The sequence below is a fragment of the Latilactobacillus sp. VITA-14 genome (assembly GCF_046580785.1).
In the GTDB taxonomy this organism is placed as follows: domain Bacteria; phylum Bacillota; class Bacilli; order Lactobacillales; family Lactobacillaceae; genus Latilactobacillus; species Latilactobacillus curvatus.
The window spans coordinates 58417-72145 of sequence record NZ_JBJKTM010000001.1; the positions used below are offsets into that span (position 1 = coordinate 58417).

The following is a 13729-nucleotide window of genomic DNA, read 5'->3' on the forward strand; positions in this document are numbered from 1 at the left end:
TTTCATTAGTATTAACGATACCCGGCACCTTCACTTCAAATTTTTATTTATGATTATTTTAGCATAGATTGAAAATATGAAATAATCGTTTTAAAAAACCGTAAAAACCTTACGTTTTTATCGAGCGTAAAAGTTATCGAATATCACTAGTTTATTTTTCTAAAAATGATATGCGTACACTGCTTATCAATTGGGAACAAGTGAAGCTCTCTGAACTAGTTACTAAAGAAAAATCATATTCATTGTCGCGAGATGTAGAGACCGAAAAAGAGACAGAAACTCGCTACATTCACTATGGAGATATTCATACTGGAATCGCTGATAAAATAACGAATAAAAATCAGCTTCCATTTATTAAAGAAGATTCCTATGAACCCTTGTTAAAGGGGGATTTGATTTTAGCTGATGCCTCTGAAGACTATCAAGGTATTGCAACACCAGCTATTATTTTAGAAACTACTAAGTATAGAATCGTGGCCGGTCTTCATACAATTGTGTTACGACCATCTGATAAATGTGATTCCTTGTATTTATACTATTTACTAAAAACGAAAAGTTTTAAAAGGCATGGATATCGTATGGGAACAGGGATGAAGGTTTTTGGAATTACAGCTAATAATGTTTTAGCATTTAAAACCTTGTTACCGTCAAAAAAGGAACAAAATAAAATTTCACAGCTTTTAAAAATAATGGATCGCCTTCTTACACTTCAGCAGCGTAAGCTCGAGCTTCTTAAGAAGTTGAAACGGGGATATTTGCAACAAATGTTTCCTGCTAAAGATATGTATATTCCGCAATTAAGGTTTAACGAGTTTAATGATGATTGGGAGCAATGTAAACTGGAAGAAATTTTTACAGAACGCACAGAACGAAGTGGAGAAGGTGAACTGATTTCTGTTACTATAAATTCAGGTGTTGTTAAGGCCAGTGAGCTAGACAGAAAAGATAACTCGAGTAAGAACAAATCAAATTATAAAAAAGTTGAGATTGGAGACATTGCATACAATTCAATGAGAATGTGGCAAGGTGCGAGTGGATATTCTCCATACAAAGGTATTCTTAGTCCGGCGTATACTGTGATTACTCCTAAAAATGAAATTGATTCGGAGTTTTTTGCTTATGATTTTAAACGTTTTAATATGATACAAGCCTTTAAAAGAAACTCCCAAGGTCTAACATCTGATACTTGGAATTTAAAGTTCCCTACACTCAAATCAATTAAGATCAATGTTCCACATTTTGATGAGCAAAGAAGAATTTCTAATACTTTCAATCAGGTTGACAACATGTTACTTCTTCAACAAACAAAAATAGATCAGTTAAATAAATTAAAACAAGCTTATCTTCAAAAACTCTTTCCATAAAACAAACGTATGTAAAAAGGTCGCGAAAAATCGCGGCCTTTTTTGCTTAGTTCAGTGTCATCAAGCACTGCATTATTTTGTCGTTATCTTTACTATCAAGCTCTTTGATAATATGCAGATATGTTTTTTGCGTGGTTGTCATATTAGCATGACCTAGTCTTTTAGCAACAGATGCTAGCGAAACGCCCGCATATAGCAAAATTGAAGCGTGCGTATGTCTGAGACCATGTACGCTAATGACCGGAATCTGTGCTTGTTTGCATTTGCGCTCTAGGTAGTGATTCGCTGTATCATTATGTGTTCGGCGTGTTCTGTCGATAAAAATCGGTTCCTTTTCAGGCAAATCTTTAATTAAATGTGCAAATTGAGTTGCGATTTGCCAGTCCAATGAAATTTTCCGAACTGATGACTGATTTTTAGTTGATTGAAAGCCGCCGCAATAATGCTTGTAATTCCATGTTTTATCAATCGTTAGTTGTTGGGTTCTAAAATCAAAGTCCGATGGTGTCAGTCCTAGTGCTTCACCGAAACGCAACCCTGTTTTAGCGAGTAATAGAATGAAGTAATCCCAGTTAACCTCGTCTTCTAGATTCAAGACACCAAAAAGTCGGCGTAACTCACCCTGATTAAGATATTTCATTTTATGGCGTCTCTGAACAACACCTTTGATAATTGCTTTACGCGTCGGATCTTTCTTTAAATAACCTTCGTCAAGTGCATCATAGATTGCCGATTTCAACTGATGGTGGAAATCCATTGTCGTTTGATGTTCGTGCGTCGCAGCATAATCGTTTAATAATTGCTGATAGGCTCGACGGTCTAACTCCGACAATAGCAGCGTTGGCGCAAGTGTTTTAATCTGACGTTGCGTTAATTCATATTTATCATAAGTGACCTGCTTAATCGCACCGCGCTTATATAACACCATCCATTCTTCAAAGTATTCGTGAAAAAGATATTTTCTCCGCATAACTAACCACTCCCATATAAAAAATAGTGACCAATTTTGGTCACTATCAAAGTATAAATAAATGATCGTTAATTAACGAATTTTATTTAAGGGAAGAGTTTTTGGAGATAGGCCTGTTTTAATTTTTGTAATTTTTGTATTTTAGATTTTTGCAAAATTATAATTTTATCCATCCTATCTACGATATTTGTTATTTTTATTTGTTCGATTTGTGATGGAGAACTTATCTCGAATGAAAATAAATCTTTTTCGTGAATCCGTTTACTACCGGTCCCTATTGCTCGTGCTTCTTTTTCCAAATAGTACGATGGCCTACTAATATAATTCAGCAGAAACTTTGGCTGTATACCCTCAATATCCAATGCTGGAACGTCTCCAGATGTCGCATAACCATCTGCACTATCAGGGATAATTGCAATCGATCCATGAAAGAAATTTTGCTTCCCGTAAATCAGTTGTCCTGATTTTCTTATGAAATATTTTGTAGCACCTAGTTCAAGTGTTTCACGATTAGCAGATAAATTAATTCCGCCGAGGTTTAGTTTTAAAGTCATTAATCTTAAATTTTTTAGATTATCAACTTGCTTCTTTTCAGGTATTGATAAGTAATTCCCTAATTTTTTTTGTATCCAATTTTCTTTAAACTCTGAAAATCTTATATCGGGAATAGACTGTCTTTTAGCAGGAAATATTTGCTGTAAATAACTTTGCTTCAACTTTTTAAGAAGTTTGAGCCTACGCTGCTGAAGTGTTATAGCTTGATCTAATTTTTGAAAGAATTCTCCGATTTCTATTTGTTCCCTCAAATCTGTTACTCCAATAATAAAATCGTTTAATTTTTCTTTTGTAATTGTACTAATTGTCGCGCCCCAAGCTTTTTCTTTTTCATATTCAAATAAGCGTTCAATTACTTGTGCAAAATACCGATCATTCATGGGGATCTTATAACTTTGAAAAATTAATATTGTTCTATCAAAGAAAGCATCATATTGAGTAATCGCCGTTCTTCCGATACTCTTTTCAATACTTCCTTGTAAAGCAACCACAACTTTTCCGGCTTCGACAAAGCGACTCTTATTTTCAGCCAATTTACTTATATGTGCCCTTGTATCTGGATTTAATTTCAAATTAAATCCAATATCAGCAACTTGCACAAAAGGTTTTCCATTTAATTCATCATAAAAATCAGGATTCGTATAAGGCTGTGGGAACGAACCACGTATATAAATTGCTACGTCCTTTAGCTTCACTTGTTCCCAATCGTCAGTAAAGCCTTTAAACCGGAGTTCTGGTTGCTTTTTTTGCTCTTTCATTTAATCAGACTCCTTTTTCGTTGATACGAGCTGTGCTTCCATTTCTGCAAATTCTTTTTCTAATTTTGCAATTTCTAAATCGATAGCTGTAATTTCTTTTTTAACCTCATCAATGTCGATTGGTTCTTCTTCTTCAAAAGTGTCTACATAACGCGGTATATTAAGGTTAAAGTCGTTTTCTTTGATTTCATCTAAAGTTGCAACATGAGCGTATTTATCAACATCTTCCCTACTCTTGTATGCAGCGACAATCTTATCAACATCGCTATCTCGCAAGTTATTTTGATTCTTAGCTTTCTCGAAATCACTACTTGCATCAATGAATAGAACGTCTTTCACTTGGCGGTTTTTCTTAAAAACAAGAATTGTAGTTGGAATACTTGTACCATAAAATAAGTTAGCTGGTAGGCCAATGACGGCATCTAAATAATTTTTTTCAATTAACGTTTGCCGAATCTTGCCTTCAGCCGCGCCTCGGAATAACACACCATGTGGCAAGACAATTGCCATTGTCCCGTCGTTGTTTAAATGATAGAGACTGTGCAATACGAATGCGAAGTCAGCTTTTGAAGCTGGTGCTAGTTTACCGTATTCACTAAAACGTGGGTCTTTTAGTTTCGTTTCATTATTATCCCATTTTGCCGAGTATGGTGGGTTAGCAACCACTGCATCAAAACTCCTAGGTTGATCAACCCCAGCTTCATCAGGACCGTCTGGCCAATCACTTTCAAGTGTATCAGCATTGTTTAAAGTCATATTGTTAAATGACACATCGTGCATCATTAAATTCATGCGTGCCAAATTGTAAGTCGTTGTATTTAATTCTTGTCCGTAGAACTTAATCGCTCCTGATTGAGTTGTTTCGGGTAATTGATTACGAACAGTTAGCAATAATGATCCAGAGCCCATGGTTGGATCATATACTGAGAATGCTGTATTACTTGGTGCAACATCCATCGTCACTAGTTTAGCAAGAATCTTGCTGACTTGATGGGGTGTGTAGAATTCGCCACCCTTTTTCCCAGCGCTAGCTGCGAATTGTCCAATTAAGTATTCATAAATCTCACCTAGAATATCTTTATCTTCATCGCTCTTATATTCGATATCATCAACTAATTTGACAATATTATTCAAGGATTTAGCACGTGCCGTCGTTGAACTACCCAAGCGCGAATCACCGAGATTAATGTCGTTAAAGACCCCGTTGAAATCTTGAGCAGCCTCTTGATTTAAGACCGCATTTTTATTGAAGTTATCAAAAATCGTTTGATAATCACTTGGAATAACCGTGCTATTTTCAATTCGTTCATTTAATGATTGCCACGTATCAGCTGGCGCAATCGCATAACCTAAACTTGACGAAATATCTTCAAGATAATCAGCTAATTCATCTGCCGTTGCTTGTTCGACATAAGCTTGATTAATTGTCTGTCCATCGGCAACATCAATCACATTATTAGAAACTAAATATTGTTCCTGATGTTCTGAAAGGTACCGATAAAACATAAAGGCTAAGATATAATTCTTAAATTCACCAGCGTCCATATTTCCCCGTAGTTCATTAGCCATTGCCCATAATTTCTTAGTGATGTCTTGTAATGTTGTTGTCTCACTCATTAGATTCGTTCTCCTTTAATTGTGGATCTTTTAATGTATTACATGTTTATCAGCTGCCAAATAAATTGCTTCGCGTAATCCGTTTCGGTACCTGATTTTCGAAAGTGCTTGGATATCAGTATCTAATGCTAAATTCTTATAACTCAAACTTGCTTCAGCAATAATATCTCGCAATTGGCCAGCATCATCTAAATCTTGTTGGCCATATTGATGCGTACTAAATAGTTGTCGTAACCCAGCACTTGTAATCACATCTGTGATCCCCCACTGGTTTCGAAATTCTAATAAAATCCGATCAATACTAATCTGATTAGCTTCTTGAATAACTTGCTCACTATCGTCCAACTTGACAGGATATATCATTGCCATCCCTTTAGGTGGATAGTAGCCATCAAGGATCGCTTGTGTCGCGTTTTTAATTTTGTGCGCATAATTTTGGTCTTCTAAGCCATTTGCAAATTGATCAATATCCTTCTTCGTCTTCTGAGCAGCCTCAATTTTTTCTTCATGCATTTCATTCAAGAGTTTTTCAACGAGTTCCGTCAAGTAATCGTAGTTGACCTGAACATCTTTGATGTGCGTCATCTTTAACTCAATTTGCTGAACAGGCACTTTATCCCGCACACTAATGTATTGTTTTATTTCATTCGTTAAAACAGTGGTCAATTCCTTTTCTTGTGCCGGTGTCATCCCTAAAGCACGAATTAAATCGTCCGGCGTATCATAGTTAAATCCACTATCTTCTTCACCATCTTGCGGTGTATATTGTTTAAGTTTCGACATACCGACGTTGTATTGTCGCAATAATTCAAACATCTCGTCCTTTTGGCGTTCACTTGGTGGTAATTGATTAAAACCATCCGTTAAATCATCCAGTTGTCCGACAATCCCACGAACCTCTTGCACCATGTTTTTAAAATCTTTCGCTAAAACACCAGAATCGACGTTTTCCTTTTTCTGTTCTTTTTCTGATAAAGTGGCTGAATCCTTGTTGGAATAAATTGCTAGCGCCTTATTCATTAATTTTTCGTTCTGGCTAGGCCACCGATAATTAACCACTCGGCCCCAAGGTTTTTCTTTCATATCAGCGATTCGATTTGTTCGAGAGTACGCTTGAATTAGACCTGCCCCTTTTAAAGTACGATCAACATACAAGGTATTCATTTCTGGCGCATCAAATCCGGTTAGTAATTGATCCACGACAATCACTAAATCTAGGTAGTTCTTGTCAGTTGCAGTTCGATTAAGGCGACTCGTAACATCTTGCGTATAGCCAGAAACGTCATCTAACCCAAAACTTGTTCCAAATTGATGATTATAAACCTTCATCGCATCATGTAAATTCTGATTGGTTTCGACCATGCCATCTTTATTCGTGGTATTTTGACTAAATGTAATCGCAACTTTCAGTAATTGGCCACCGTTTTTTGCATGCTCTTCATTGACCCGTTGAAATTCTTTAAAGTACATCATGGCCATTGGCGTACTTGCTTTACCACCACCAACATGGGTTGTAAATAGTGCATTGTACTTTCCTTCATTAGAACGATTACGCCAATTCTTAAAAATATCCTGAACGACTAAGTGAACATGATCTTCATTTTCATCATAGAAACTAGGTGCAATTTCGTCATCCATATCTTCTTGTGATAAATTATCAATTTTATCTTGAATCTGACGCTGTTCCCAATCGGGATGTTGTTTTTTATAGAAGTCTGGCAAATATTGTGTTTTCATACTTTCCGTATCAATCGTCGTCTCAAAATCAACTTTAAAGCCTAGTACGTTTCGATCGGCAATAGCTTCTTTAATGGTATAAGCATGCAGTAATTCGCCAAAAATATCCTCAGTTCGTAACCCATTAGTTGTTTCATCAAACATAGGTGTACCCGTATAACCAACCCATGCAGATTTTTTAAAGCTCTTTTGCAATAATTCAAAAGCATCCCCGCCAGTTGACCGGTGTGCTTCATCAACAATAAAGACAATGTGTTTATCAGGTGACTTAAAACTCTTACGCTTAACCAGTGTTTCTAGTTTTTGGACTGAGGTAACAATGATATTGTTATCCTTGCTCTTTAATTTCCGGCTTAAGTCGTTGGTACTCTGTGTCCCTTGCACACTGCCAGAGCGACTATCATCATCCACTGCACCATCAGGATCATACGCTTTGTAATTTTCATTCGTTTGCTTTGTTAAAGCAATTCGGTCAACAATGAAAACAACTTTATCGACTCCCGGCATTCGGCTAGCAAGCCATGCTGTTTTAAAACTGGTGATTGTCTTACCCGAACCCGTTGTATGCCAGATATAGCCAATTTTGTTTAGTCCCATATCAAAATCAACTTTTTTAAGTTTTTGAATAACGTTTTGTGTTGCATAAACTTGATAAGGGCGCATCACTTTAATCATTTGTTTGTTCTTAGTACCATCCAAAATCATAAAGTTAGTTGCCATTTGATGAGCCATTGGAATACTTAGCATTGAATCCGCAAATTCGCGCCAGTTACGGACAATCTTGTTATCTGATTTCCGTTGCCAATTAAACGCAAAATCTTTGTTAAATTTGTCAGCTGTTGTATTGGCCATATATTTAACATTATTCGGCGTAATCGCCACCAGAATCTGTAATGTTGAAAAAATGTCAGTGTATTGATTTTCTAAAATATATTGATGCATCTGATTAAGTGCTTCATTAACATCATGTGAGTCTCGTTTCTCTTCAATTTGAATAATTGGTAAGCCATTGATTAATAATGTTGTGTCAAACCGCCGTTCTTGCTTCCCAGTTAGTAATGCTGGTCGTTCAATTTGATTGACGACTTGATAGACTGTATTACCAGCGCCAATTTGTTTCTGATCAAAAACGGTTAAAAACACATGCCGACCATCATCTAAATCAATTTCAATCTGAGAGACACCATTTAACCCATATAAAAATTGACCAGCATCATACGGTGTTTTTAAATCTGAAATGATTTTCTTCACCTGATTAAATTCCATGACACTTAGCGGATTATCGAGTGTATTTTGATTATGCTGCTCTAAAATCTGCTTAAAATTAGCCCATAGTTGTTCAGTTGTTCTAATATCGTCTCGATACTGCCACAGCTTAGTCTTCACAACATAATCTTTTGCTGTTTCACGAATATTACTTTTTTGAAAATCATCCTCAGAAACTGTTATTGTCCCACTTGTAATATATTTAATTAATTCTGATTCGAAATTTAATTCGTTCATTCACTAGTCCTTTCGCAACTGATTCATTGCTATTTTTAGTTTTAAATCCGCACTTTGCTTTCTAAACCAGTTTAATCGTATTTGGTTGAAATACATTCTTCCAATTAATCGTTGCTCATCTATTGGTGGTAGTTTATTAATTCTCAACGCTTTTAGCTGTGCAAGTGTATATTTAATAACCATCGTTCCTTGTAATGAACTTACAAGCTGTCTTTTAATATTGTGATCCTGATTCAACAAGAAAACTAAATAGTGAGTATCCAAATCCTGATTAGGGATTAATTTAATAAAATTTTGAGTTTGTAGATAGCCAACATGCTTTTTTCCAACAACACTTGCTTCTCCAGAAACTAAATTAAAAATAATATCGCCTTCTGATAAAATCATAACTTTATCAGGGGTCCGAATTTGACGTCCCTCATTGGACGATGTTTCTGACTGAACTAAATCAGCTTTCAATTCAGATTGCCCATAAATACAATAACTGGGATCACTTTCATTCATTGAAACAAATAGACGAGATTGTGGAGAGCCACTCACAAATTCAACAAACTTACTAAGTTTCTCCATTAAATCCTCCTTCAACACTTATTTAATATGCTTAGTATACGTCGAATCAAAAGTTTATTCAACAAATTTTATGTAATTTTTTAAAATTGCATAAAATTTGTGCAAAATAAAAAGCCTTCATACTTCTCCGAAAATTTATTTTCAGTGAAAGTATGAAGGCTTTTTTACATCATATCAAACAACGACAATTGATTTTCATCAGGTAGGTCATTCAATACGTTATTTTCTGTTAGGTATTCGATCAGTGTCTTGGAAACTTTCCCACGGTTGGATAAGTCTTCTTTGGATAAGAATGGCTTTTCTTCGCGGGCGGAGACGATTTGTTTGGCGACGTTACCGCCCAAACTTGGGACGGCGCGGAATGGTGCGAGTAAAGTATGGTCGTCTTGGATCAAGAAATCAGATGAATCTGATTTTTCGATGTCAACCATCTTGATGTTAATCCCGCGTTCCAAACATTCGTTGGCGATTTCGAGAACCGTCAACAAGTTCTTTTCCTTGGTGCTGGCTTCCATCCCTTTATCAGTGATTTCCTTCATGCGGGCTTTGACGCCTTCTTTTCCTTGGGCCATGGCCACGAGGTCGAAATCTTCGGCACGCACACTGAAGTAAGCACAGTAATAGATAATTGGGAAGTAGACTTTGAAGTAGGCAATCCGCAACGCCATCAAAATATAGGCGGTCGCATGGGCCTTGGGGAACATGTACTTAATTTTCAGGCAGGAATCAATGTACCAGTCTGGCACATTTTCGTTGTCGCGCATGGCTTGTTGCCAGTCATCCGGAATCCCTTTACCCTTACGAACCCGTTCCATGATGTTAAACGACATGCTATCGTCCATACCCCAGTGAATTAAATCCATCATGATGTTATCACGACAACCGATAACGTCTTTTAGGGTGACAACGCCTTTGTTAATCAGTTCTTCGGCATTACCCAACCACACGTCGGTTCCATGAGAAAGACCAGAAATTTGCAGTAATTCTGAGAACGTCGTGGGGTGCGTTTCTTCGAGCATTCCGCGGACAAACCGCGTCCCGAATTCTGGTACACCGAGCGTGCCCATTTTCGAATTAATCTGTTCTGGCGTTACCCCGAGTGAATCAGTGCCGGAGAACAAGGCCATCACACCAGGATCATCGGTTGGAATCGTCTTGGGATCAATCCCCGATAAATCTTGCAGCATCCGGATCATGGTCGGATCATCATGGCCCAGGATATCGAGTTTTAAGATATTATCATGGATCGAATGGAAATCAAAATGGGTTGTCTTCCAGGCTGCATCTTGATCGTCAGCTGGGAATTGGATTGGTGTGAAATCATAGATGTCCATGTAATCCGGCACAACAATGATTCCGGCCGGATGTTGACCCGTCGTTCGTTTAACGCCTGTTGAGCCTTTGGCAAGACGATCGACTTCTGCGCCGCGGAAAGTTTGTTCGGTATCACGTTCGTAGGCTTTGACATAGCCGTAGGCAGTTTTATCAGCAACCGTCCCGATCGTCCCAGCGCGGAACACGTTATTTTCCCCGAACAAGACTTTGGTGTAGTTATGCGCAACCGGTTGGTAATCACCGGAGAAGTTCAAATCGATATCGGGCACTTTATCCCCGTGGAAGCCAAGGAAGGTTTCAAATGGAATATCATGGCCGTCTTTATCAAGGGGTGTCCCACATTCAGGGCAGTCCTTATCGGCTAAATCGTAACCCGAACCGACTTCCCCTTTGGTATAAAATTCGGAGTAATGACAGTTGGGACAGCGATAATGTGGCGGCAATGGATTAACTTCGGTAATCCCGGTCATCGTTGCGACTAAACTCGACCCAACGGACCCCCGGGAACCAACCAAGTACCCATCCTTACCACTCTTATACACGAGCTTTTGCGAAATCAGGTAGATAACGGAGAAACCGTTCCCGATGATACTCTTCAATTCCTTATCAAGGCGGGCCTGCACGATTTCAGGGAGTTCATCCCCGTATAATTCATGCGCACGATTCATCGTTAAGGTTTGAATTTCATCTTCGGCACCCGCCATCTTCGGCGTGTACAACTTATCTTTGACCGGTGTGATTTCATCAATCATATCGGCGATTTGGTTCGGGTTCGTCACCACGAGTTCTTGGGCAATATCGGCACCAAGAAAATCGAACGCTGTCAACATTTCATCGGTTGATCGGAAATGAACATCCGGTAATTGTGACCGGTTCAATGGATTAGCCCCACCCATTGAGTGAATCAAAATCTTACGATAGATTGAATCTTCTGGATTCAAATAATGGGTATCCCCAGTTGCAACCACTGGTTTATCCAATTCAGCACCGAGTTTGACCATGTTGCGAATGATTTCTTCAAGCGCCCGATTATCGCGAACTAATTCACGTTCTAATAATGGTGCGTAAACGGCTTTTGGCATTACTTCGAGGTAATCGTAATACTTCGCGCGATCGCGTGCTTCTTGGTAGCCTTTTTGCATCATCGCTTCGAAGACTTCACCGCTGGCACAAGCTGAACCGACTAAGATCCCTTCACGTAAGGCATCCAAGCGACTCTTTGGCAAACGCGGCGTGCGATAATAGTATTCGGTCATCGATGCTGAAACCAGTTTAAATAAGTTCTTCAACCCAGCTTGGGTTTGCGCCATTAAAATCGCATGCGCTGGCCGTGCTTGTTTATACGCATCGCCAATCCCAACGCGATCATTCAGTTGATTGACGTTGACCATCCCATACATGTCGGCCGCTTCGGCTTCTAATTTGTATAACAAATAACCGGTTGATTCAGCATCGGCGTTAGCGCGATGATGATGTTCCAAGTTGATTTTGTAACGTTTGGTTAATGTATCGAGTTTATGATTTTTGTATTCTGGATGGAGCATCCGGGAGACTTCCAACGTATCGATGACGGGATTTTCAATCTGACCGAGATCGTTACGACCATAGCCAGCATTGATAAAGCCCATATCAAACGTCACGTTATGCCCAGCTAAGACGGCGTCGCCCGCGAATTCTTTAAACAGCGCTAGGACTTCGGCTTCTTTCTTAGCACCGTGCACCATTTCATTGGTGATACTCGTCAATTGCGTGGTGAAAGCTGATAGCGGGTGACCGGGATCAATAAATTCATCGAACGAGCCAATCACTTCGCCATCTTTCATTTTGACAGCGGCCAATTCGATAATCGAATCGTAAACGGCTGACAATCCAGTCGTTTCCACATCGAAAATCACGTATTCAGCATGGTCGAGTGCTTCATCGCGCAAGTTATACGCGACTGGCGTGCCATCGTTGACTAAATTGACTTCGACACCGTACAAAATCTTAACGCCGTTCTTCTTCCCTGCTGCATAAGCATCTGGGAAAGCTTGTAAGTTATAATGATCGGTCACCGCAATCGCGGATTGGCCCCATTTAGCGGCTTGTTGAACGAAGTCGCCAATCTTGTTGGTCGCATCCATTTGCGACATGTTGGTATGCAAGTGCAATTCCACACGCTTGCCATTTTCAGCGGTATCTTGGCGCTTGGGATGGCTAACTTCGACCAAATCATTGGCATTGACCACGAGATCGCGCATGAAGTTATCTTCTTGAACACTCCCGCGTACCTTGAACCACATGCCTTTATCGATGGCTGCGAAGATACTTTCGTCGCCGTTATCCCGGGAGAATTTCTTGACCGTAAATGATGATGAGTAATCTGTCATCTTCAAAATCAAGAGCTGGCGGCCAGAACGTAAAACGCGGACTTCTTTATCAAAGACGAACCCTTCAATGACAACGGAACGTTCTTCTTCATTGATTGTAATCATCTGACGGGTTGGTTCAGCAGGATTTAAGCCGCGGCCCATTGAAATCGGGCCATCGACTGGTTTGCCTTCTGATTGACGTTTTTCTTTGAGTGCTTCATTTTTCTTGATCGCTTCGGCTGCCGCTTGTGCGCGGGCTGCATCTTGTTCAGCCTTCTTCGCTTGAAAATCCTCGATTGCCTTTTGTGAGGCGGATTCGTCAATCAAGGGTTGAATCGCAAACTTGGGAAAACCAAGCCGTTGATAACCAGCTTGGATTGTCGTTTGCGCTTGATTTAAGAAGAACGTCTTCACGATGTCGTTTTCGACAACTAAAAAGACGTTGCGACCGTCGATATAGGGGGTCTCTTTTTCACACAATTCGTGCAACATTGAAGATTGAATCCCACTATGGTTAATGACGTATTCCCAATAAGCTGCTAAAACACCGCCGTCCAATTCAGTTGCATCGGTGGTGATTTCCACTGAAACACCCGCAATCGCTTTAAATGCTGCTTCTAGATACTGTTCAAACGTTGTGTAAACAGCATATGGCAAAACGGATTCGAAATGTAATTTAAAAGTCCAGCGTTTGGATGTTTCGTGGACAACGACTTGTTCTACTTGGCCAGTTTTGAAGCCAGGATAATTCGCAACATCCGCGGGTAAATCAATTTGTTCTAATAATTTTTGAAACAGTGCGGTTTGATCTAATGCCACAAAAGGGCCTCCTCATATTCAGAAAGTTAAATAAAAGGGGCTAGGACAAATATGATTCTGTCTCAGCCCTTTTTAGATGTCCGAACATTTATAATGTAAACGTGCTTTTTGAAACTGCCTCTTGCGCTTAACTACAATCCGCGAACGATC

7 protein-coding genes are annotated in these 13729 nt (G+C 39.1%); 1 reads left to right on the forward strand and 6 read right to left on the reverse strand.

Annotation, left to right across the window (positions count from 1 at the left end; genetic code table 11):
- Positions 1-170 precede the first annotated feature (170 nt).
- On the forward strand, positions 171-1364 hold the full coding sequence (locus ACF1X7_RS00285) for a restriction endonuclease subunit S (protein ID WP_411162325.1): 1194 nt from the start codon (positions 171-173) through the stop codon (positions 1362-1364).
- Between the two features lie 46 nt (positions 1365-1410).
- Here ACF1X7_RS00285 and ACF1X7_RS00290 read toward each other — a convergent pair whose 3' ends face one another.
- From ACF1X7_RS00290 to ACF1X7_RS00315, 6 genes are all read right to left on the reverse strand, one after another.
- Complete coding sequence (locus ACF1X7_RS00290; protein WP_411162326.1) at positions 1411-2334, reverse strand: site-specific integrase; 924 nt, start codon at positions 2332-2334, stop codon at positions 1411-1413.
- An 86-nt stretch (positions 2335-2420) separates the two neighbouring features.
- Entirely contained in the window at positions 2421-3647 is a 1227-nt protein-coding gene (locus ACF1X7_RS00295) for a restriction endonuclease subunit S (RefSeq protein WP_411162327.1), read from the reverse strand.
- Complete coding sequence (locus ACF1X7_RS00300) at positions 3648-5264, reverse strand: type I restriction-modification system subunit M (RefSeq protein WP_411162328.1); 1617 nt, start codon at positions 5262-5264, stop codon at positions 3648-3650. It lies immediately after the preceding gene.
- Between the two features lie 30 nt (positions 5265-5294).
- Positions 5295-8504 carry a type I restriction endonuclease subunit R gene (locus ACF1X7_RS00305; protein WP_411162329.1) on the reverse strand — a complete coding sequence of 1070 codons (3210 nt, stop codon included), beginning with the start codon at positions 8502-8504 and terminating at the stop codon, positions 5295-5297.
- 3 nt (positions 8505-8507) lie between these two features.
- The gene (locus tag ACF1X7_RS00310; RefSeq protein WP_004270077.1) at positions 8508-9074 is read right to left on the reverse strand and encodes a hypothetical protein; all 567 of its coding nucleotides are present in this window, start codon (positions 9072-9074) and stop codon (positions 8508-8510) included.
- A 164-nt stretch (positions 9075-9238) separates the two neighbouring features.
- Positions 9239-13579, reverse strand: coding sequence for a PolC-type DNA polymerase III (locus tag ACF1X7_RS00315; RefSeq protein ID WP_146955450.1), 4341 nt, complete (start codon positions 13577-13579; stop codon positions 9239-9241).
- Positions 13580-13729 lie beyond the last annotated feature (150 nt).

Bases quoted from the DNA above. Each gene is read 5' to 3' on its own strand.
- ACF1X7_RS00300 (WP_411162328.1), bottom strand. From the start codon at position 5,264: ATGAGTGAGACAACAACATTACAAGACATCACTAAGAAATTATGGGCA.
- ACF1X7_RS00305 (WP_411162329.1), bottom strand. From the start codon at position 8,504: ATGAACGAATTAAATTTCGAATCAGAATTAATTAAATATATTACAAGT.
- ACF1X7_RS00295 (WP_411162327.1), bottom strand. From the start codon at position 3,647: ATGAAAGAGCAAAAAAAGCAACCAGAACTCCGGTTTAAAGGCTTTACT.
- ACF1X7_RS00285 (WP_411162325.1), top strand. From the start codon at position 171: ATGCGTACACTGCTTATCAATTGGGAACAAGTGAAGCTCTCTGAACTA.
- ACF1X7_RS00310 (WP_004270077.1), bottom strand. From the start codon at position 9,074: ATGGAGAAACTTAGTAAGTTTGTTGAATTTGTGAGTGGCTCTCCACAA.
- ACF1X7_RS00290 (WP_411162326.1), bottom strand. From the start codon at position 2,334: ATGCGGAGAAAATATCTTTTTCACGAATACTTTGAAGAATGGATGGTG.